Raw genomic sequence first — 19,504 nt, forward strand, 5'->3', positions numbered from 1 at the left:
CTACGACGTTTCCTGCCGGTGGAGCGGGTCAGTCACCGTCGGCCGGGGCGCCCCGCGGGGGACCGGTCCGGCGCAGGTCGGAATCGGTGAGGGATTCGAGCTCCCCGTGGGTGTCCATCCAGTAGAGGAGGAAGACGGCCGGAGCGACGAGCAGGAGGGCGACGAAGCTGACCACGGTCAGCCAGGCCAGGGTCTGGGAGTCGCCGGCCGCGTCCGCCACGGACAGCGACGTCGGGATGAGGTAGGGGCGCTGGGCCATGCCCCAGGCGATGACCGCCGCCCCGACGATGCCGACACAGGTGAAGCGGGCCCAGCGGGCTTCGGCCTTCAGCACGAGCAGTCCCGTGGCGACGAAGGCGAGCGCGGACACGATCGCGAGGGCGAGCCCCCAGCCGTGGGTGAGGCCGTGCCAGACGTGCGGCGCGTCGCCCCGGGCGACGAGGAGTACGGCCACGGCGGCCGCCGCGACCGCCCCGAGGCTGACGAGCGCCCGGCGGCGGAAGTATCCGACGAGGTCGGGGGCGTCGAAGCGCGCGGCGTCGGCGGTCAGGAACACGGCCCCGAGGAGGGCGGTCGCGGCGACGGTGAGGAGCCCGAAGACGAGGGACGCGGAGCTGGCCCACGCGTGGTCGGAGGCCTCGGTACCCGGTGCGACCCGGCCGGACGCGATGGCTCCGGCCGCCGCACCGAGACAGAACGGGGTGAGCAGGGAGGCGATGGCGAAGACGGCGCCGTAGAGGCGCCGCCGGGCCAGCCGGCGGGTGGGTTTGCGCAGGGCGAATCCCGCGCCGCGCAGGACCATGCCGAGGGCGGCCAGGGCCAGCGGCAGCCACATCGCCGTGAACACCGTCTGGAAGAACACGGGGAATCCGGTCCACATGAGGATGAGGACGAAGATCAGCCAGACGTTGTTGACCTCCCACACGGGGGCCATGGCGTGGTCGATCAGCCATCGGGGACGCTTGCCGCGCTCTGCTCCGCCGGCCGTCAGGTCCCAGAATCCCGCCCCGTAGTCGGTCCCGCCCGCGCACGCGTACGCGGCCACGGCGAGGAGCAGCACGAAGGCGACGAGTTCGGCCATCACCGTTCACCGCCCGCCGACGGGGCGGAGCCGCCGTCCTGCGCGGACCGGAGGTCACCGGCCGGGACCGCGGGCCGGGGCCCGTAGGGGGTGACGGCCTCCGGGGCCTCCCCTTCCGGCCCGTCCGGCTGTTCGTCCGCCAGGCGCCAGCGGTCGCGCATCTTGAGCAGGACCATGAGGAACGCCCCGAAGATGAGCAGGTACACGATGACCACCAGGCCGAACATGATCCAAAGGGTGGTGGAGCGGGTCGAGGTCACCGCCTCGGCGACCCGCATGTTCTGGTAGACGATCCATGGCTGGCGGGCCACTTCGGCCGTGATCCAGCCGCATTCGACCGCTACGACGGAGCCGACTCCGGCGCATGCGGCACTGCGGTAGAACCACTTGGAGCGGGGCGGCCGCCGGTGGCGCAGCCAGACCAGGCCGTACCAGAGGACGAGGAGGACGAGCGCGGACCCGATCCCGACCATGATGTCGAAGGCCCAGTGGGCGATCGTGGCCTGTGTGGCGTTGGGCCGGTCGCTCGCCGGTACGGAGGACAGCCCCGTCACCACGGTGTCGGGGCTGAACCCGGCCAGGATGGAGTCGAGCTGGGGGATCGGGATGCCGCCGGAGACCGTTCCGTCGGGGTGGAGGCGTCCGAACAGGTATTCCGGGACGTGGCTCTTGGTGTCCCAGACGATCTCGATGGCCGCGAACTTCACGGGCTGCTTCTGGAACACGGCCCGGGCGATCGAGTCGCCCAGCACGAGCTGTACGGGGGTCGCGGCCGCGGCGATGGTGAAGGGGACGGCGAAGCCGAGCCGGTGGTAGCGGTCCCGGCGGCCCCGGAGCCATCCGACGGCGTAGACGCCCGCCACGACGAAGCCCGCGGTCATCAGCATCGCCATGACGAAGTGCCAGTACTGGGGCCCGAACATGGGCGTGAAGATGGCTTTCCACACGTTCACGTCGACCGGGTTGCCCTGCGCGTCGAGGGAGAAGCCCTGGGGCGTGTTCATCCACGAGTTGGCGGCCAGGATGCCGAAGGTCCCGAGCAGCGCGACGGCCGGCAGCGGCAGCCCGAGCAGGAAGTGGGTGCGCGGTTTCAGCCTGCGCCAGCCGTAGAGGTAGATGGCGATGAGCACCGCTTCGAGGAAGAACGCCCATGCCTCGACGCCGAATCCGATGCCGAAGACGTCGCCCCATCTGCCCATCAGGCCCGGCCAGAGCAGCCCGAACTCGAACGACAGCACGGTGCCGGTGACGACGCCGATCGCGAACTGCACGGCCATCACCGCCGACCAGCGCCGGGCCAGCAGGAGGGCCGTCGCGTCGCCGTGGCGCAGGCCGCGGTAGTGCATGACGAGGGTGATCAGCGGCAGCGCCACCCCCATCGGCACGAGGATGATGTGGGAGGCGAGGGTGAACGCCATGAGCTCCCTAGCCGGGAGCAGTTGGGCGGGGGCGTCGGCCGCCAGGAGGTGGAGCGTGATGCCCATGCGTTCCTTTGCCGCTCGAGGTGACGTCGGAGGAGGCTCAGCCGCCGGTGGCGAAGCCGGGGAAGAGGGTCATCCCGCCGTCCACGTAGAGCGTCGTGCCGACGACGTAGTCCATGAGGTCCGAGGCGAGCGCCACGGCCGCGTGGGCGATGTCCTCGGGTTCGCCGATGCGCTCGTACGGGATCAGCCGCTGGAGGTCCTTGCGCGCCTCCGGGGTCTCCCACGCGGAACGGTTGATCGGTGTCTTGATGGCGCCGGGAGCGATCGCGTTCACCCGGATCTTCTTGGGCGCGAGTTCCTGGGCCAGGGTCGCCATCAGCATCTGGACGCCGCCCTTGGAGGAGGCGTAGTTGGCGTGGCCGGCCCAGGGAATGAGCTGGTGGACGGAGCTCATGCAGATGATCTTTCCGGCCGCCCGGGAAACCTCCGGGACGACGCCGCGCCGCAGGAACTCCTTCGTCGCTTCCCGCGCGCAGAGGAACTGGCCCGTGAGGTTGACGTCCAGCACCTTCTGCCACTGGGCGAGCGTCATGTCCTCGAAGGGGGCGTCGCGTTGCAGCCCGGCGTTCGCGACCAGGATGTCGATCGTGCCGAATTCGCGGACCATCCGGTCCATCATGGCTACGACCTGGTCCTCCTGGGACACGTCGGCCTCGTACGCGGCGGCGCGCACGCCGAACGAGGTGATCTCCTCGACCACCTTCTGCGCCTCGTCGGCGCCGGCCACGTAGTTCACGACCACGTCGGCGCCGGCCCGGCCGAGGCCGATGGCCGTGGCCTTGCCGATGCCGCTGTTGGCACCGGTCACCAGTGCCTTCTGGCCCTTGAGCAGGCGAGCGGGGATCACTCCCTGCGGTGCGCCCTCGGTGGAACTCACGGTCGGCTGCCTCCTCGACTGCCCGGTCCGGTCCGCAGGGCGGCGGCCCGGCGGATCCGAACGCCACGGAAGCATCTCCAGGGGAGATCAGGGGCCGGGGCGGGGCGGCTTTGGGCCACACGGCCGAGCATCAATGCCCGGTCGGGGCAATCCGCGGGGTCAGCGGAGCCGCTCCAGGAGGTGGTCGCCCACCCGGAGGGCGTTGGCGATCGCGGTGAGCGACGGGTTGACCGCGCCGATGCTCGGGAAGAAGCTCGTGTCGACCACGTAGAGGTTGTCGAGGTCGTGTGCCTTGCAGTTCACGTCCAGGGCGGAGGTGGCCGGGTCGTCGCCGAACCTCACCGTGCCGGCCTGGTGCGCCGTGGCGCCGATCGGCATGCCCTTGTGGAGGTAGATGCTGCGCGACAGGAGCTGGTGTTCGTGCATGCCCAGATGGCCCAGCATCCTCTGGAGCTCGTGCCGCAGCCGTTTCAGGCCGGCGGTGTTGTTGTTCTCGTCGAGCGCGAGGGTGATCTGTCCGTCGCCGTCGACCGTGACCCGGTTCTCGGGGAGCGGCAGGTCCTCGCCGCACAGCCAGAAGTCGACGGCGTGGTGGGCCAGTACCGCGAAGGGCATGTCGGGGGTCACGGCGCCGGCCCAGCGGGGAGCCTCGCCGTGGATCTGCTCGGCATCGGACTTGCCGAGCATTTGAATGCCGCCCAGCGGGTAGTCCCAGTCGTCTGAGCCGAGGTACCAGTCGTGCAGGGCCAGGGTCTTCTGGAAGCGGGTGGGGTTGGGCTCCTTCGAAACGGCCATCAGCGCGAGGTTGTTGTGGCGCATGTAGTGCCGTCCGACGACGTCGGAGCTGTTCGCCAGCCCGCGGGGATGGCGGTCGTCGGCCGAGGCCAGGAGGAGGGCCGCCGAGTTGACCGCCCCGCAGGCGACCACCACGACGTCGGCGGAGTAGGAGGCTTCGGACCCGTCCCCGCTCCGCGTCAGGACCCGGCTGACGGTGTGCCCGGCCGGGTCGGTCTCCAGCCGGACCACCCGGGCGTCGGTGATCATTTCGACGTTGGGGTGACGCAGCGCGGGTTCCACGCAGATCACCTGGGCGTCCGACTTGCCGCGCACCAGGCAGGGGAACCCGTCCACGCGGTCACAGCGGATGCAGACGCTGGACGGAGTCGCGCGCCCGTTCTCGTCCTGGAGCAGGTCGACGCCGATCGGCAGGTGGAAGGGGTGCAGGCCGCGCTTCTCCAGGTCGTCGCTCAGCTGCTGGATCCGCGGCTCGTGCGCCACCGGCGGGTAGGCGTACTGGGCGCTGTACGGCCCTTCCGACGGGTCCTCCCCGTGGTGGCCGTGGACCTTGTAGAGGTGCTCGGCCTGGGTGTAGTACGGCTCCAGCTCCTCGTAGCGGATCGGCCAGGCCGGCGACAGCCCGTCGTGGTGGCGCAGCTCCCCGAAGTCCTCGGGCCGCAGCCGGAAGAGGGCGGCCCCGTAGAACTTGGTGTTCCCGCCGACGTAGTAGTTGACCTCGGGCGGGAATTCCTTGCCGTGCTTGTCCAGCCAGAACTCCGGGGCACGGTACTTGCCCCTCACGAACACCGCGGTGGAGTCCCAGTTGTCCCGCTCGCGGGGGAGGTAGTCCCCGCGTTCGAGGATGAGCACCCGTTTGCCGGACGGAGCGAGGCGGTGGGCGAGCGTGCCTCCGCCCGCGCCGGTACCGATGATGATGACGTCGTAGTGCGGGGAGTCGCCCACGGCGACCACCGTCCTTGCGCTCGTGGACCGCGCCCTTCCGGCGGGACCTCATCCTTGCGCGCCGCCGGTGCACGGCAGCCACCCCACCCCTTCGAACGTATCCCTCCTCCACACGGGGGGCGACCGGACGGGCCCCTCCCCCGCAGCCGATGGGCCCCTCCCCCGCTGCCGGGTCACAGGACGGCGATCGGGTTCACCGGGGAGCCGGTGGCCGCCGGGAGCCGGAGCGGCGCGACCGTGCACAGGAACGACCACCGGCCCGCGCGGGCGCACGCCCGGGTCAGTTCCTCGAACTGCAGGTAGTCCAGGAGGTGCACGCCCATGGCGTGCACGGCGAGCACGTGCACGGGGAAGTCGACGCCGGCCACCGCGCTGGGGGCGGTGTCGTTGTTGCCGTCCGATCCCAGCACGGACACCTCCCGCTCGGCCAGGAACCGTACGGCCCCGGGGTGGAGACCGGCCCGGGCCCGGGCCGCGTCCCACGCCCCCCGCTCCTGGCGCCGGGCGCGGTGCCCCACCCGCACGAACAGCATGTCCCCCGGCCCGACCCGGACCCCCTGTGCCGCCTCCGCGGCGATCAGGTCGTCGGCGCTCACGTGGTCCCCGGGCTCCAGCCACGGCACGCCCCGCGACCGTGGCACGTCCAGGAGGACACCGCGGCCCACGATGCCGTCCCGGACGGCGTCGACGGACAGGGCGCGGGCACCTTGGGGGGTCACGCTGCTCGCCGGCACTCCGCCGTAGAGCGAACCGTCGTACAGCACGTGACACAGCGCGTCGAGGTGGCTGTCGGCGTCCCCGTGCACGTTCATCGCGAAGCGGTCGCGCGCGAAGTGCAGTCCGTCGGCCACGGCCTCACCCTCGGCGGGACCGATCATGCGGTGGTGCGCGGGGTCGGGATTGTCCGCGCCGGGACGCGTTTCGACGGGGGCGGCCAGCGATACCGTGAGCCCGGAGCGGACCTCGGCGGCGGCGGCCACCACGCGCTCCGGCGTCAGGTGGCCGAGCGCACCGGGACGGCCGTCGGGGTCAGGCCTGCTCCGGAGGCGCATGTCCTCGTACAGGGCGCGGAAGGCGGCGCCGGTCATGGCTCCGCGCGCCGGCGGTCCGGCGTCCGGGCTCACCAGGAGCCCCACGGGGACAGGCCCCACCGGAACACGTGGCGGGCCCCCGGTTCCAGGACGGTGAGCGCCGTGCCGCTGCGGAAGGCGTCGGCCGGGCAGGACATGGGCTCGATGGCGACGCCGCGCCGGCGCCGCCCGGGCTCCGCCAGTGTGTCCCCCGTGTAGACCTGTACGTACCGGACGCCCTCGATGAGCCGTACGTCGACGCCGTGCCGCCCCGAGGGGTGCGCGAGCCGGACCGCGCAGTGACCGGCCGGGTCCCGGTCGAGGCCCGTGTACGCGGTGTCCAGCCGCTCCTCGCCGATGGGCCGGGCGGCGCGGAAGTCGTACGCCGTGCCGTCGACCGGTTCCTCGCCCGTCGGCAGGCCCTGTCCGTCGGTACGGAGGCGGAGGCGGGCCGGTACGGTCAGCAGCGCGGTGTCCACGGCATCGGTGCCCACGGTCAGGTAGGGGTGCTGGCCCACGCCGTAGGGCGCGGGCGCGTCCCCCGTGTTGGTGGCGATGACGGTGGTTTCGAGCCCCTCCGGGCCGAGCCGGTACTCGGCGGAGACCTCCAGCCGGTACGGGTATCCGGGCTGCGGGAAGAGGGTGGTGCCGAGCGTGACCCCTTCCTCGCTGCGGGCGAGCAGCCGCCACGGGACCCACCTCAGGAGCCCGTGGATCGCGTTGCCGTTCTCCGGTTCGGTCAGCGGGAGCCGCAGGCTCTGCCCGCCGAAGCGGTAGCGGCCGCCGCCCACCCGGTTCGGCCAGGGCGCGAGGAGCTGGCCCCGGCCGCCGGTGATCGGTTCGTGCGCGGCGAACCCGTCGAGCAGGGGCTTCCCGCCCACCTCGTAGAGGCGCAGCGCGCCGCCCAGTTCGACCACCACCGCTGTCTGGGCGCCGTGACGCAGCCGCCATTGTTCTCCGGACGCAGTGTGTTTTGCGGATGTGGCGTGTTCTCCGGATGTGGCGTGTACTGCGGATGCGGTGTGTTCTGCGGATGCTTCGCGGGACATGCGCGGCTCCTCGGTCGGTACGGCGGGCGGTGGCGCCGCCCCGGCGGCGAGGCGGGCGACGACGTCCGAGACCACGGCGTCCGGGGGCCGGTCGATGCCGACCACCCACGCCTGCTCGTCGGGCTCCGGCTCCTGGAGGTCCGCGAACTGGCTGTCCAGCAGCCGCTGGGGGAAGAAGTGGCCCTGCCTCGCCCGCAGCCGGGACCCGATGAGCTCGCGTGACCCGTGCAGATGGACCAGGCGTACGCCGGTCCGCCCCCGCACCAGCTGGTCCCGGTAGGAGCGCTTGAGGGCGGAGCAGGCGACGACCGCGGGTTCCCGTGCCGCGAGCTGCCCGTCGATCCATGCCGCGACCGCGGCGAGCCAGGGGCGTCTGTCCTCGTCGGTCAGCGGCTGCCCGCCCGCCATCCTGGCGCGGTTCGCCGGGGTGTGGAAGTCGTCGGCGTCCTGGTAGGCCCAGCCGAGCCGGTCGGCCAGGCGGAGTGCCACCGTGGACTTCCCGGATCCCGCCACGCCCGTCACGACCACCACGACGGCCGGCGCGTCCGCGCGGGGGGTTTCCGGCGCGCCCCGGCCGGGCGGGGCCGGCTGACCGGCGCCGCGCGCGGGACCGTCCGGCGGGCCCCGCATGGCTCGCCTCACGTGGTGACGGGCCATACCGCCTCCCTCGCGCGTACCGCCGGACCGCCCGGGGTTCCGCCCCGGCCCTTCCACTCTCGGCGTACGCGGTCCCCGGCGCACCTCGGGCTGCACGCACCCCTCCCCCGATTGACATGCAGGCAAATACTTGCATGATGGAGGTGTGAGCGACGAGATGGACCGGGTCTTCAAGGCCCTCTCCGATGCGACCCGCCGGCACCTGCTGGACCGGCTGCGCGAGAACAACGGCCAGACCCTCGGCGAGCTGTGCGAAGGCCTGGCGATGTCCCGCCAGGCCGCCACCCAGCACCTGGGACTCCTGGAAGCGGCGAACCTCGTCAGCACGGTCCGCAGGGGCCGGGAAAAACTCCACTACCTCAACCCCGTACCGCTCCATCAGATCCAGGAGCGGTGGATCGACAAGTTCGAGCGCCCCCATCTGCGGGCGCTCAGCACCCTCAAACGGAAAGCGGAACAGGCCATGAGCGGCAAGCCCGAGTTCGTCTACACCACTTACATCGAAGCCACCCCGGAGAAGGTCTGGGAGGCTCTCACCGACCCGGAGATGACGGCCGCCTACTGGGGCCACGGCAACGTCTCCGACTGGCAGGCGGGCTCGCGCTGGGAGCACCGGCGCACCGACGGCTCCGGCACCGCCGACGTGGAGGGCGTCATCGTCGAAGCCGTCCCTCCGAAGCGGCTCGTCCTCACCTGGGCCGGCCCCGGCGAGGACCGACCGAACGGCCCCTCCACGGTCACCTTCGACCTCAAGCCGCTCGGCGGCACCGTCCAGCTCACCGTGACCCACGAGAACCTGCGCGACGAGACCGAGTTCCGGCAGGCGGCCGGCGGCTGGTCGGCGGTGCTGTCGAACCTGAAGACGTACCTCGAAACGGGAAAGACGCTGTCCCTGCCCGCGTGGTCCTGACCGGGGGTTCCACGACTCCCGGCCGGCCGTCAGCTTCCGGCGGCCGCACCGAACTCGGCGGTGAGGATGCCGTCGAAGACCGGCAGGCCGCTCCAGTCGCCGTTGACCTGGCCGGTGAGCAGGTGCTCGCCGTCGCGGGAGCCCAGGGCACAGGTCCACGAGCCGTACGTGGCACCCGCGTTGCCCCAGACCGTGACGCCGGACGGCAGTGTCCAGGAGAACACGCCCAGGCCGTACCGGGTCTGCGGGATCCACGGGACGGGGCCCGCGGTGTCGACGGTGGTGAACATCTCCTGCTGCTGTCCGGCGGGCAGCAGGTGGCCCCGGAGCAGTTCGCCGAAGAAGCGCTGCAGGTCACCGGTGGTCGAGATGATGCCGCCGGCCGCCCACGCGAAGGACTGGTTCATCTCGGTCGCGTCGTGGACCCGGGGCGGTACGTCGGAGGCGAAGAGGGTGGAGTAGTGCCGGGGGTGCGGCCCCCGGATCGCCGGTTCCGTGCCCGGGAGGTAGGTGCCGGTCAGCGCCAGCGGCTGGACGATCCGCTGCATGAGGGCTTCCCCGAAGGTGCCGCCCGTGGCCTTCTCGATGATCAGGGCGGCCAGGAAGTAGTTGGTGTTGGAGTAGAGGAAGGCCTCACCCGGAGCGCAGGGCGGCGGGGTGGCCAGGCCCGTCCTGACCAACTGCTCGGGGGCGTAGGTGTCGTAGCGGTGCTGGAACCACGCCGCTCCGACGCCCTTCTTGAAGAACTCGGGGTCGTTGCCGTAGTTGGAGATGCCGCTGGTGTGGTTGAGCAACTGCCGGATGGTGATCGTGCGGCCGTCGTAGCCGTTGCCCGACACGAGCCCGGGCAGCCACCGCTCGATCGTGTCGTCGAGGCCCAGGCTGCCTTCGGCTGCCAGTTGCAGGACCACCGTGGCGGTGAACGCCTTCGTGGTGCTGCCGATCCGGAACCGCTCGGACGGCCGGCGCTTCCTCCCGGTTCCGGTGTCGGAGACGCCCGCCGAGCCGAACCACGCGCCACGGCCGTCGCGCACTTCGACGGCTATGCCGGGTGCGCCGCCCTGGGCGGCGGCGCGGTCCATGGCCTGCTGGAGCGCGGAGTGGCCGGGGGGCGTCGGGGCGGCCCCTGCGGTCGCGGTCGCCTCGCTGGAGGGGGGCACGGTCATGTCGGTCTTCCTTTCGGGAGTTCGGTTCATCGGGGCGGGAGGCGTCGTCAGCACGCCGGTCGGGAAAGCACGGGGGGCTCGATCGGTTCGGCGGTGGGGCGCTCGGCGGTGGCGCGCTTGGCGGTCACGGCCACCACTGCGGTGGTTGCCCCCGTGAGGAGCAGCACCGCGGCGAGGGCGAGGAGGGTGGCGGCGTCCGGATGGATCAGGGACTGTCCGCGCCACGCCTGCCAGGTCACCACCGCGACCAGCCCCGTGTAGCCGAGGGCGGCACTGCCGACCAGGCGGGCCCGTACCTTCTCGTCGCGCAGCCAGACCCGCTCGGCGGCCAGGGCGGCGAGCACCGCGGCGATCAGGAGGAGGACCTGGATGCCGTGCAGGGCGAAGAAGTGCGGTACCCGGAAGTCGCCGCCGGTCACGCTCCAGTTGGTGAGGGGCATGCCGTGGCCGTCGGGGTCTCCGATGCCGTGGCCCTGGTACATCTGCACGGAGTGGCCGTTGGCATCGGTGACGGTACGGGAGTGGATTTCGGTGACCATCCAGAAGACCGGCACGACCATGCCGAAGGTGGCGAGCGCGAGGCCGGAGCGGATGGCGCGGTTCAGCGCCGCTCCGCCGGTCCGCTGGATCAGCACGACGACCGCCAGGATCAGTTGGGCGATGACGATGACCATCACCCCGAAGGTCAGCAGGGGCACCAGGGCCAGGGTGACCGGGTCGGTCTGGTCCGCGTTGAAGTGGCTGACGGTGCCGCGTGCCGCCTGGACCGTGATGGCGCCCACCTCCACCGTGGCGGCGACCGCGAAGACGGTGCCCAGCCCCCGTCCCAGCCGTCTGCCCCGCGTCAGCTTGGTCAGCAGCCAGGCCAGCGTGAGCGCGTAGAGGCCGAAGGCGAAGCCGAACTTGAGCGGCTTCACCCACACCGACTCGCCCAGCAGCGTCCGTCCGTCGAGGACGGCTCCGACGCCGGCGGCGAGCACCAGGCCGAGCATGAGTACGGCGCAGGCCACCAGCGGCCGGTGCCAGGTGCGAAGGGGGGTGAGGAAGGACGTCATGGGGGCTCCGATTCAGGGCAACGAGCGGCCCTCGTCCGGGCCCGCTCGGATCGCATCGCCTGTTCGCGAATGACTAAAAGCTAAATTGCTTTCACTCTTCCGTCAACGAAATGCTGAGCGTGGAGCGCATCATTGCAGGCCAGATCGCAGAACTCTTGCAATGACCGTGGAACAGAATGCAAAACGACTTCACGGCATTTGCATTGAGCTGACTGTGAAAGCAATACTGCTCAGACGCGGACCCGACACGGAGGCAATGCCGATGCCCGGAGGCAGACTGACCCACCACGAGCGGCTGGAGATCGCCGAGGGGCTCAGGGAGGGACTCAGCTACACCGACATCGCCGCCCGCCTGGACAGGCCCATCTCCACCGTCAGCCGGGAAGTGGCCCGCAACGGCGGCCCCTCCGACTACCGGGCCGACGCGGCGCACCGCGCCACCAAGGGGCGCGCCCAGCGCCGCAAGCAGCCCCTGGCACCCGCCCCGGCCGCCACCTCGCCGAGCGCGGGCGAGACGCACGGACGCGACCCGGAGGCCGTCGCCGAACTGGAGGAACAGTTCACGGCGATGATGGTCGGTACGGGGCTGCCGCGGATGACCGCCCGCGTACTGACGTGCCTGTACGTCACCGACGGCGGCAGCCTGACCGCGGCCGAACTCGCCCAGCGCCTCCAGGTCAGCCCCGCCTCCGTCTCCAAGGCCGTCGGCGAACTCGAACAGCAGGAGCTCATCAGGCGTGAACGCGACACGGGCCGGCGGCGTGACCGGTACGTCATCGACGCCGATGCCTGGTTCCGCGGCTGGATGGCCAGCGCCCGGCAGAACGCCATGCTGGCCGACTTCACCCTTCGCGGCGCCCAGGTCCTCGGCGCCACGACGCCCGCCGGTACCCGGATGCGCGACATCGGCCACTTCTTCGAGCACGTCGGCCGGACCATGATCCAGGCGGCCGAGCAATGGCGGCAGGCCGACGCCGCACGGCGCGGCACGCCCGGCTGATGCGTCGGCGGGGGTGGGGCGCTCCCCGGCCCCGGCCCCGGACGACCTGACCGGCTACAGTGCGGGCGGATCATGCGGATCCGTTCGCTGTCAGGGGGATTCCAGTTGGTCAAGCACCGTGCCTCTGTCGTACTCGTCGCGGTCGGCTGCCTCGCGATCTCCTCGTGTGCCGGTGGTGCGGACTCCGTGAGTGCCGACCGCGCGCCGGCGGGAACGCGGACGCCCGGCACCTCCTCCGCCCCGCAGACGAAGCCGGCGCCTTCCCCGACCCCTTCCGTCGCCCTGCCCGAGCCTGGGGCGGCCGGCGAGATACCGGACACCGCGCGGCTGCGTCAACTGGCTCTACAGCCGGGCGAGACCGCCGGCGTCGCGGAAGGGGAGTCCGGAAGCCACCCGATGCACGCCGGCGAGCTGAGGCCCCTGTCACCGTCCGAGCTGTCGGCCCCGTGCTCCGCCATGTGGGGCCTGCTCAGCCAGCGGGGCGCCCGGGCCGCCGTCAGCCAGACCTTCGCCACCGACACACCCGGGAACCCGCAGGTGAACTTCCTCGCCTCCTATGCGGGGGCGGAGGCCGTCTACACCCGACTGCGCTCGGCCGTCGCGGCCTGCCCCTCGGACAGCGAGGACGGCCGCACGGTCACCGTGCGGTACGAGGACCTCGACGGAGCGGGATTTCCCGAGGACACGATCCGCATCCGGATGACCACCACCGATGAAGGCTCCACCGGACCCGCCGACGTCATCGACCGCGTCGTCACCCGGGTCGGAGCGTGCATCGCCGACCTCTCCGGGCTGGGGTCCGAACCGTACCCACGGCTGGCCGAAGGTCCCGTTCTCCGGCAGATCGAGCGGCTCCGGACCGCACAGGGCCTCTGAGACCTCGGAGTCCTCGGAGACCTCTGAGACCGAACGGCTCGGCCCGTGGTTCACGCGTCCGGACCGTGAACCGGCGGCTCCTGCTGTCCTAGAGGCTCTTCCTCCCGCCCTCGCGCCGAGGGGCGGGGGTGCCTGTGGCTGGGGTCCAGCCGGAAGTCGGGACAGTCACGGTTCTGGCAGGCGCCCGGACCCCAGACGGGAACGAACATGCCGAGGGTCTTCTGTCGGTGTACCGCGGCCGGCACGGACTGATTGCAGGCCTGACACACGTACGCTTCTCGCTCACGCTTCATCTTGACCATTTCTTTACGATAGGCCCGTACTGGCGGGTCGGGAAGTGGTTCGTTTCCCGCCGTGCCGTCGGCCGGAGCGGGCCTTCTGACGCTGAGCACCACGGAAGCCGTCAGGACGACGACGATGACCGCGAGGCTGATCGGTGAGGGGACCTCCGGGATGCTCGGGCTGATCATCTTGTGGCAGGCCTGGAGGATGAGCTTGACGCCGATGAAGGCGAGGATGATCGCCAGGCCCTTGCTCAGGTAGTGGAAGCGGTCCAGGAGGCCGGCGAGCAGGAAGTAGAGGGCCCGCAGGCCGAGGATGGCGAACGCGTTGCTGGTGTAGACGACGAAGGCGTCGTCGCTGACCGCGAGGACCGCCGGGACACTGTCCACGGCGAAGATCAGGTCCGCGGCCTCGATCGCGGCGACCACCGCGAGCAACGGCGTCGCCACCCGCTTGCCCGCCTCCTTGACGAAGAACTTCGCCCCGGCGTACTCGTCCCGCACCGGAATGACCTTGCGGAGCATCCGCACGGCGAAGCTCTTGCCCGGGTCGAAGCTCTCCTCCTCGTCCTTGAGGAGCTTGTAGGTGCTGTAGAAGAGGACCGCCGCGAAGGCGAACAGCACCGCGGTGAAGCGGCTGACCACGGCCACGCCGAGGGAGAGGAAGATCCCGCGGAAGACGAGCGCGCCGATGACACCGAAGAACAGCACGCGGTGCTGGTAGGCGCGGGGCACTTTGAAGTACGCGAAGATCACGGCGAAGACGAACAGGTTGTCGACCGACAGGCTCTTCTCCAGCAGCCAGGCCGTCGTGTATTCGGTGCCGGCGTCGGTGCCGAGGACGAGGAAGACGACGGCGCCGAAGGTCAGGGCGAGGCCCACCCACAGTCCGCTCCAGGCGGCGGCCTCCTTGAAACCGATGACGTGCGCGGTGCGGTGGGACAGCAGGTCCACGGTCAGCGACACGACGACGGTCGCGGCGAACGCCCCCCACAACCACAGCGGGACCTCAAGCACGCCGAACACCCTCACCTCGGCCCGCGCGGAACGAGCGGGCCCCTCTACGGGGCGGACCCCATATACAGGAGTGTCCGGCATCGGGGCCCCGGGAGCACGCGGAGCGGGCGCACCCGACCGTGTTCACCTGCCCGGGACGGCGACCGTCGGTCCATGAAAAAGATCTACGCGGTCGTGGGCGCGGCCCGCTCCGGAGTCTTCACGGATGGCCGGCCACGGGGATCCGGCAGGGGCGGTGCGGGCGGAGGCCCAGGCCCGCGCGGACGATCCGTCGGTCCGTCTGGTCCTTCCCTCGCCGTGGCCCGTCCGCGCCGGCCGCATGTCACCCTCCGTCGGCCGGTGTTGACTTCCTCACCTAGTGCAGATTCACTAGGCGGGACTGGTGTCCTCGCGCTAGGAAGCAGGAGGGGCGGCGGTCGACGGTCGGCAACAGGAGCTCCCCACAAGAGGCTCGTGGGATCGCATCGCGCGGGTACGCGCCGTGTGAGCACGGAGAGGTACGGGATGCTGTGACCGGTTCCGAGTTCATGTCGCACGCCGTGGTTCAGTCGGGTACCGCCCGGCTGACCCTCGTCGGCCAACTCGACTGGGACACCGCCCCCTTGGTCCGCAACGCCGTCGCGGCGTGTCTGGAGGAGCGGCCGACCGGCCTCCACCTCGACCTGACCGGTGTCACCTTCTGCGACTGCGCCGGCCTGAACGTCCTGCTCGGGGCGCGCACGTCCGCCCATGCGGCAGGCGTGGACGTCGTCGTGGCGGGAATCGGCGCGCAGTTGGCGCACCTGCTCGACGTGACCGGGGTCGGCCCGGTCCTCACCGCCCCTCCGGGCACGCTCGCGACTCCCCGTGGGGCAGGAACGGCGGCCACGGCGCAGTCACCGCTCCGGGACCTTCTGGCATGATCGTGCGGTCCGCCACCTGCAAGGATGCACCCATGCCTTCGTCTTCGCCGCCCGGTCGACCGGTCAGGATCCTGTTGGTCGAGGACCACGACATGGTGGCGGAGGCCATGTGCCTCGCCCTGGAGCGCTCACCCGACCTGCGGATCGTGGGGCGCGCGGCGTCGGTGGCGTCGGCGCTGGCCGACGCGCAGCGATGTGAGCCGGACGTCGTCCTGATGGACCGGCGCCTGCCGGACGGCGACGGGGTCACCGCCATCGCCGGCCTGCTGGCCCTCCTCCCGGACGTGCGCGTCCTGGTCCTGACGGGCGAAGGCGCCGGCGGATCGACCGCTGCGCGCGTCGCGGAGGCGGGGGGAGCCGGTCTGATCCTGAAGGCCCGCGGTCTGAGCGAACTGGAGGACGCAGTCCGTCGGGTGGCCGCCGGTGAAATGGTGTTCAGCCAGGACCTGCTCGGCGACGTGCTGGGACGCCTGACGGGCAGGACCCAGGGGCTCGGCGCGAACCTGACACCACGGGAGCGGGAAGCCCTCGGTCTGCTCCAGGAAGGGCTCACCACCGCCGAGATCAGTGATCAGCTGGGGGTGGCTCTCAACACGGGCCGCAACCACGTCCAGCGGGTGCTGGAGAAGCTGGGAGCGCGTTCCCAGCTGGAAGCCGTGGTGATCGCACGACGTGAGGGGCTCCTCACGTGACGAGGGAACCGCGACAGCCGACGTCGGCGCGCAAGCAGGCGGCTCCGTTGTCCGAGGCGGCCTTCACCCTGCTGGTTCAGGGCGTGCTGGACTACGGCATCTTCATGCTCGACCCCCAGGGCTACATCGTCAGTTGGAACGCGGGGGCGGAGCGGATCAAGGGGTACACCGCCGCGGACGTCCTCGGGCGGCACTTCTCGGTCTTCTACCCGCCCGAGGACCAGGCGTCCGGCAAACCGCGGTGGGAGCTGGAGACCGCCGTGGCCGACGGGCGGCTGGAGGACGAGGGCTGGCGCGTCCGCCAGGACGGTTCCCGGTTCTGGGCGAACGTGGTCATCACGGCCCTGTGGGACGACAAGGGCGTACTCCAGGGTTTCGGCAAGGTCACCCGCGACATGTCCGAACGGCGGGCGGCCCAGCACGCCCTCAGCGAGCGACGACGGTTGTTCGACCACTTGGTGCAGGCGCAGGAGACGGAGCGGCGCCGCATCGCGTGGGACGTCCACGACGACTCCATCCAGGCCATGGTCGCCGTCGGGATGCGGCTGGAGTTGCTGGCAGATCGGGTGCCGGAGCCGTACTCCGCGGAGCTGGAGCGTCTCGACGCCTCGGTGCGCGAAGCGATCGGACGCCTCCGCAGTCTGACCTTCCGGCTGCATCCGCCCGGGATCGACAGACACGGCCTGGTCGAAGGGCTGGCCACGCACCTGGCCGACGTGCTGGGCCCGTGGGAGTTGGCCTACTCCTTCGAACACCGGCTGGACCGGGAACCCACGCCCGAAACGGCCATCACCATCTTCCGCATCGTCCAGGAAGCGCTGCTGAACGTGTACAAGCACGCACGTGCCACCAGGGTCGACGTCCGCCTCACGTCGGGTGACGGGGGCGTTCTGACGCGGGTCGTGGACGACGGAACCGGAGCGCCGGTGTCCCGGGACGGCGCCCGCGACCATTTCGGGGTCATCGAGATGCGGGAGAGGGCCGAGACGGCGGGCGGATGGTGGTCCATGCACAGCCGGCCCGGAACGGGGACCACCGTCGAGTTCTGGGTGCCGAACCCGCTTCCGGTTCCGGCGTCGGCACCGGCACCGGCACCGGCACCGGCACCGGCACCGACGGAGGACGCGCCGTGACCACGGCGACACCGGACGGTCCGCCCCGCCGACCGCTCAGCGTGATCCTGTGCGATGACAACGTGCTGCTCCTGGAGACCCTGCGGGAGGTCCTGCGGGCACAACCCGACCTGGAGGTCGTGGGCACCGCGAGCGACGGCGAGGCCGCCCGTCAGCTCGCGCACCGTCATCAACCGGACCTCGTGGTGCTGGACGTCCGCTTCCCCGGGGGCGGCCGCTCCGTGGCCCTGGACATCGCACGGTGCTCCCCCGCGAGCCGCATCGTGGTGTTCTCCGCCTACGACGACAAGGGCACCGTGGAGCAGATGACGAGCGCCGGGGTGTGCGAGTACTTGGTCAAAGGGGTGAGCAACCGGGACCTCCTCGCGGCCCTCCGCCGGGCGGCGGGGCCCCGGTGAGGGCGGGCTGGGGCACGTCCGGTCCGGCCGCGGGGCGGGCCCCGGGCTCATTCCGGTCGCATGTGGAGACGCAGGGCGAGCCCTTGCCCCGTCGCCCTGATCTCGACGAGATCACACAGCTGGTGCATGATCCACACTCCGCGGCCGCCGGTCGCCGCACGCGGGTCGGGCCGGCGGCGACCCGTGAGGGGGTCAGCCAGCAGCCCCTGGTCCCTGATCTCGGCTATGAGCTCGCCGTCGGCGCACCACATGCGCAGGGTTCCGCGGCCGCCTCCGTGGCGCACCGAGTTGGTGGTCGCCTCGCTGATGGCCAGGAGCCAGTCCGTGCCGCGGGCCCGCGACAGGCCGGCGGCGGCGGCCCAGCGATGGGCCTCGTCCCGTACGAATCCCAGACGTCGCCGGTCGAACGTGACGACGACGGCGTCCTGCGGCTCGGGCTGGGGGGTGTCGCAGTCGCGGCAGACCTGGTGGGGATCGGTGTAGCCGGGGCTGGCACGGTACGCGCCCGGGCCACCGACCACCGGGTGGGTGCGGTGCGCCTGTGCCAGCACCTCCTCGGGCAACGCCGTGTCGTAGGGGCACAGGATGCTGACCGGGCGCCCGGTGAAGGCGAGGTTGATCAGCGCTTCGTGGCGGGTCGCCTCCCGCGTTTCCGCGGGCGAGCGCCCGACCCAGATCGGCTCCCCCACGATCGATGCCCGTGCCGGTGCGTCCCCCGCACGGTCGGCGAACTCCTGGAGCATCGACAGGATGCGCCCCGGGTTGCGTCCCGCCAGGTGCATGTCCACCCACTCGACGTCCTTGCCGTTGCCCTCGACGAGCTCCCGCAGCAGGGCGAGGCGGGGTCCGGGCACGGCGACCAGCACCGGTCGTTCCCGCTCCAGGGCGTCCTGGACGAACGTCCCGACGCCGTCGAGGTACTCGTCCTCGGTGCCGTAGAACAGCGCCGGGTGGTGGAAGGCGTCAGCAGGTGGAACTCCCATCGCCATGCCGCGCGCCCCTCCCCCGTCCGATGCGGCTTTCCGAACATGGAAACACACGCCGCGTCGAATCTCGCCGTCGCCCTCGCGGCCCTCCCCGTCCGGGCCGCGAGGGGGAACGGCGCGAGGCGGTCTACCAGGCCTCCAGCCGGTCTCCCGCGATCAGCTCCGACGTGAATCCGTCCGGGCCGGTGGCGGGCTCGCCGAGGACCGTGACGCGGTGCATGACGCGGTCGACGTCGAGATGACCGAAGTCCGTGGGGGCGAAGTGGCAGGTGCTCCTGTTGTCCCAGAAGGCGATGCTGCCCGGTTCCCAGCGGAAGCGCACGGTGTACTCGGCGCTGGTCATGTGCTGGAAGAGGAGGTCCAGCAGGTGGCGGCTCTCGATCTCGCTGAAGCCGACGATCCGGGTGGTGGAACCCGGGCTGACGAACAGCCCCCGCTCCCCCGTTTCGGGGTGCACGCGGACCACGGGGTGGACGGCCACCTGGGGGTCCTGGCAGTAGATGCCGAGGATCTCCCGGTCGCGGGCGTCGGAGTGACGCAGGTGGACACCGGTGAAGAAGGCGTGCTCGGCCCGAAGGGTGTCCACCAGGTCGCGCAGCTGCGGCGAGAGGGCCTCGTAGGCGGCGACGGTGTTGGTCCACTGGGTGTCACCGCCGAAGGGCGGGGTGGTCTCGGCCCGCAGGATGGACAGGTCGGGCGGGTTGACCGCCTGGGTGAGGTCGCTGTGCCAGCCGGCGATGGGCGAGACCCACTTGCGCCGGTAGTGCTCCTCGAAGTTCTTCCCGTAGCGCTCCACGTCCGCCTTGGCGTCCACCGTGAGGATCTCCGGGAAGCCCTCGGGCGAGACGCCGTGCTTCTTGCCGGGGCGGCGGGTGAGGGCGCCGAAGCGGCGGCCGAAGGCCACGTGGCGGGCGTGGTCGAGGTGCTGGCCGCGGAAGAAGACGACCCGGTGGGTGAGGACGGCCCGGCGGATCTCGGCGACGGTGGCGTCGTCGAGGTCTTCCCGCAGGTCCACGCCGGAGATTTCGGCGCCTATGTGTCCGGCGATCTGACGGACGGTGATCCGGGCGGCCTGTGCCGTCTCGGTCGCTGTCTGGGGCACGGTCTGGGTCGCTGTCTGGGTCACGGTG

At 71.3% G+C, this 19,504-nt stretch carries 17 protein-coding genes and 1 pseudogene; 7 read left to right on the plus strand and 11 right to left on the minus strand.

Features of this window, described 5'->3' with window-relative positions; translation table 11 throughout:
* Positions 1-28: 28 nt before the first annotated feature.
* The 6 genes from ABZZ17_RS30260 to ABZZ17_RS30285 form a co-directional block, all read right to left on the minus strand.
* Complete coding sequence (locus tag ABZZ17_RS30260) at positions 29-1,081, minus strand: cytochrome d ubiquinol oxidase subunit II (RefSeq protein WP_356880659.1); 1,053 nt, start codon at positions 1,079-1,081, stop codon at positions 29-31.
* Positions 1,081-2,565, minus strand: coding sequence for a cytochrome ubiquinol oxidase subunit I (locus ABZZ17_RS30265; RefSeq protein WP_356880660.1), 1,485 nt, complete (start codon positions 2,563-2,565; stop codon positions 1,081-1,083). The genes ABZZ17_RS30260 and ABZZ17_RS30265 overlap by 1 nt, the downstream gene beginning before the upstream one ends.
* A gap of 37 nt (positions 2,566-2,602) precedes the next feature.
* Positions 2,603-3,442, minus strand: a complete 840-nt coding sequence (locus ABZZ17_RS30270; protein ID WP_356880662.1) for an SDR family oxidoreductase — start codon at positions 3,440-3,442, stop codon at positions 2,603-2,605.
* Positions 3,443-3,601: 159 nt separating this feature from the next.
* The gene (locus ABZZ17_RS30275) at positions 3,602-5,182 is read right to left on the minus strand and encodes a GMC family oxidoreductase (protein WP_356880663.1); all 1,581 of its coding nucleotides are present in this window, start codon (positions 5,180-5,182) and stop codon (positions 3,602-3,604) included.
* Between the two features lie 173 nt (positions 5,183-5,355).
* Positions 5,356-6,270: a cyclase family protein gene (locus ABZZ17_RS30280; RefSeq protein WP_356880702.1), complete on the minus strand. Its 915-nt coding sequence runs from the start codon at positions 6,268-6,270 to the stop codon at positions 5,356-5,358.
* A gap of 32 nt (positions 6,271-6,302) precedes the next feature.
* A complete protein-coding gene (locus ABZZ17_RS30285; protein ID WP_356880664.1) occupies positions 6,303-7,958 on the minus strand; it encodes a gluconokinase, GntK/IdnK-type in 1,656 nt (551 codons plus the stop codon).
* A gap of 157 nt (positions 7,959-8,115) precedes the next feature.
* Here ABZZ17_RS30285 and ABZZ17_RS30290 point away from each other — a divergent pair, with 157 nt between their 5' ends.
* Positions 8,116-8,868 (plus strand): metalloregulator ArsR/SmtB family transcription factor, encoded by a 753-nt coding sequence (locus tag ABZZ17_RS30290; RefSeq protein ID WP_356880704.1) that lies wholly within the window; start codon positions 8,116-8,118, stop codon positions 8,866-8,868.
* 29 nt (positions 8,869-8,897) lie between these two features.
* On the opposite strand, the gene ABZZ17_RS30295 is transcribed toward ABZZ17_RS30290, so the two are convergent.
* Together ABZZ17_RS30295 and ABZZ17_RS30300 are read right to left on the minus strand one after the other, a co-directional pair.
* Positions 8,898-10,034 (minus strand): serine hydrolase domain-containing protein, encoded by a 1,137-nt coding sequence (locus ABZZ17_RS30295; protein ID WP_356880665.1) that lies wholly within the window; start codon positions 10,032-10,034, stop codon positions 8,898-8,900.
* Between the two features lie 47 nt (positions 10,035-10,081).
* The gene (locus ABZZ17_RS30300) at positions 10,082-11,089 is read right to left on the minus strand and encodes a hypothetical protein (RefSeq protein ID WP_356880666.1); all 1,008 of its coding nucleotides are present in this window, start codon (positions 11,087-11,089) and stop codon (positions 10,082-10,084) included.
* A 262-nt stretch (positions 11,090-11,351) separates the two neighbouring features.
* Here ABZZ17_RS30300 and ABZZ17_RS30305 point away from each other — a divergent pair, with 262 nt between their 5' ends.
* Both ABZZ17_RS30305 and ABZZ17_RS30310 read left to right on the plus strand, forming a co-directional pair.
* On the plus strand, positions 11,352-12,089 hold the full coding sequence (locus tag ABZZ17_RS30305) for a DUF480 domain-containing protein (protein WP_356880668.1): 738 nt from the start codon (positions 11,352-11,354) through the stop codon (positions 12,087-12,089).
* Positions 12,090-12,275: 186 nt separating this feature from the next.
* The gene (locus ABZZ17_RS30310) at positions 12,276-12,965 is read left to right on the plus strand and encodes a hypothetical protein (protein ID WP_356880669.1); all 690 of its coding nucleotides are present in this window, start codon (positions 12,276-12,278) and stop codon (positions 12,963-12,965) included.
* 365 nt (positions 12,966-13,330) lie between these two features.
* Here the strand turns inward: ABZZ17_RS30310 and ABZZ17_RS30315 are convergent.
* A pseudogene (locus tag ABZZ17_RS30315) lies at positions 13,331-14,263 on the minus strand (TerC family protein); the annotation flags it as partial.
* A gap of 509 nt (positions 14,264-14,772) precedes the next feature.
* On the opposite strand from ABZZ17_RS30315, the gene ABZZ17_RS30320 reads away from it, so the two are divergent.
* From ABZZ17_RS30320 to ABZZ17_RS30335, 4 genes are read left to right on the plus strand one after another with little or no spacing between them, the layout of a single operon-like run.
* The gene (locus ABZZ17_RS30320; protein WP_356880670.1) at positions 14,773-15,165 is read left to right on the plus strand and encodes an STAS domain-containing protein; all 393 of its coding nucleotides are present in this window, start codon (positions 14,773-14,775) and stop codon (positions 15,163-15,165) included.
* A 32-nt stretch (positions 15,166-15,197) separates the two neighbouring features.
* On the plus strand, positions 15,198-15,857 hold the full coding sequence (locus tag ABZZ17_RS30325; protein WP_356880672.1) for a response regulator transcription factor: 660 nt from the start codon (positions 15,198-15,200) through the stop codon (positions 15,855-15,857).
* The gene (locus ABZZ17_RS30330) at positions 15,854-16,990 is read left to right on the plus strand and encodes a PAS domain S-box protein (protein WP_356880674.1); all 1,137 of its coding nucleotides are present in this window, start codon (positions 15,854-15,856) and stop codon (positions 16,988-16,990) included. Before ABZZ17_RS30325 ends, ABZZ17_RS30330 begins: the two co-directional genes overlap by 4 nt.
* A complete protein-coding gene (locus tag ABZZ17_RS30335) occupies positions 16,987-17,388 on the plus strand; it encodes a response regulator transcription factor (protein WP_356880676.1) in 402 nt (133 codons plus the stop codon). Before ABZZ17_RS30330 ends, ABZZ17_RS30335 begins: the two co-directional genes overlap by 4 nt.
* Positions 17,389-17,435: 47 nt before the next feature.
* Here ABZZ17_RS30335 and ABZZ17_RS30340 read toward each other — a convergent pair whose 3' ends face one another.
* Both ABZZ17_RS30340 and ABZZ17_RS30345 read right to left on the minus strand, forming a co-directional pair.
* Positions 17,436-18,377, minus strand: a complete 942-nt coding sequence (locus ABZZ17_RS30340; RefSeq protein WP_356880678.1) for a sensor histidine kinase — start codon at positions 18,375-18,377, stop codon at positions 17,436-17,438.
* A gap of 124 nt (positions 18,378-18,501) precedes the next feature.
* Entirely contained in the window at positions 18,502-19,500 is a 999-nt protein-coding gene (locus ABZZ17_RS30345; protein WP_356880680.1) for a TauD/TfdA family dioxygenase, read from the minus strand.
* Between the last annotated feature and the right edge of the window lie 4 nt (positions 19,501-19,504).

It is taken from the genome of Streptomyces sp. NPDC006512 (assembly GCF_040611935.1).
Taxonomy (GTDB): Bacteria; Actinomycetota; Actinomycetes; order Streptomycetales; family Streptomycetaceae; genus Streptomyces.

Excerpts from the sequence above, each read along its gene's own strand:
- ABZZ17_RS30340 (WP_356880678.1), bottom strand. The coding sequence starts at position 18,377 with ATGGCGATGGGAGTTCCACCTGCTGACGCCTTCCACCACCCGGCGCTG.
- ABZZ17_RS30305 (WP_356880668.1), top strand. The coding sequence starts at position 11,352 with ATGCCCGGAGGCAGACTGACCCACCACGAGCGGCTGGAGATCGCCGAG.
- ABZZ17_RS30265 (WP_356880660.1), bottom strand. The coding sequence starts at position 2,565 with ATGGGCATCACGCTCCACCTCCTGGCGGCCGACGCCCCCGCCCAACTG.
- ABZZ17_RS30300 (WP_356880666.1), bottom strand. The coding sequence starts at position 11,089 with ATGACGTCCTTCCTCACCCCCCTTCGCACCTGGCACCGGCCGCTGGTG.
- ABZZ17_RS30295 (WP_356880665.1), bottom strand. The coding sequence starts at position 10,034 with ATGACCGTGCCCCCCTCCAGCGAGGCGACCGCGACCGCAGGGGCCGCC.
- ABZZ17_RS30290 (WP_356880704.1), top strand. The coding sequence starts at position 8,116 with ATGGACCGGGTCTTCAAGGCCCTCTCCGATGCGACCCGCCGGCACCTG.
- ABZZ17_RS30285 (WP_356880664.1), bottom strand. The coding sequence starts at position 7,958 with ATGGCCCGTCACCACGTGAGGCGAGCCATGCGGGGCCCGCCGGACGGT.
- ABZZ17_RS30325 (WP_356880672.1), top strand. The coding sequence starts at position 15,198 with ATGCCTTCGTCTTCGCCGCCCGGTCGACCGGTCAGGATCCTGTTGGTC.
- ABZZ17_RS30280 (WP_356880702.1), bottom strand. The coding sequence starts at position 6,270 with ATGACCGGCGCCGCCTTCCGCGCCCTGTACGAGGACATGCGCCTCCGG.
- ABZZ17_RS30260 (WP_356880659.1), bottom strand. The coding sequence starts at position 1,081 with ATGGCCGAACTCGTCGCCTTCGTGCTGCTCCTCGCCGTGGCCGCGTAC.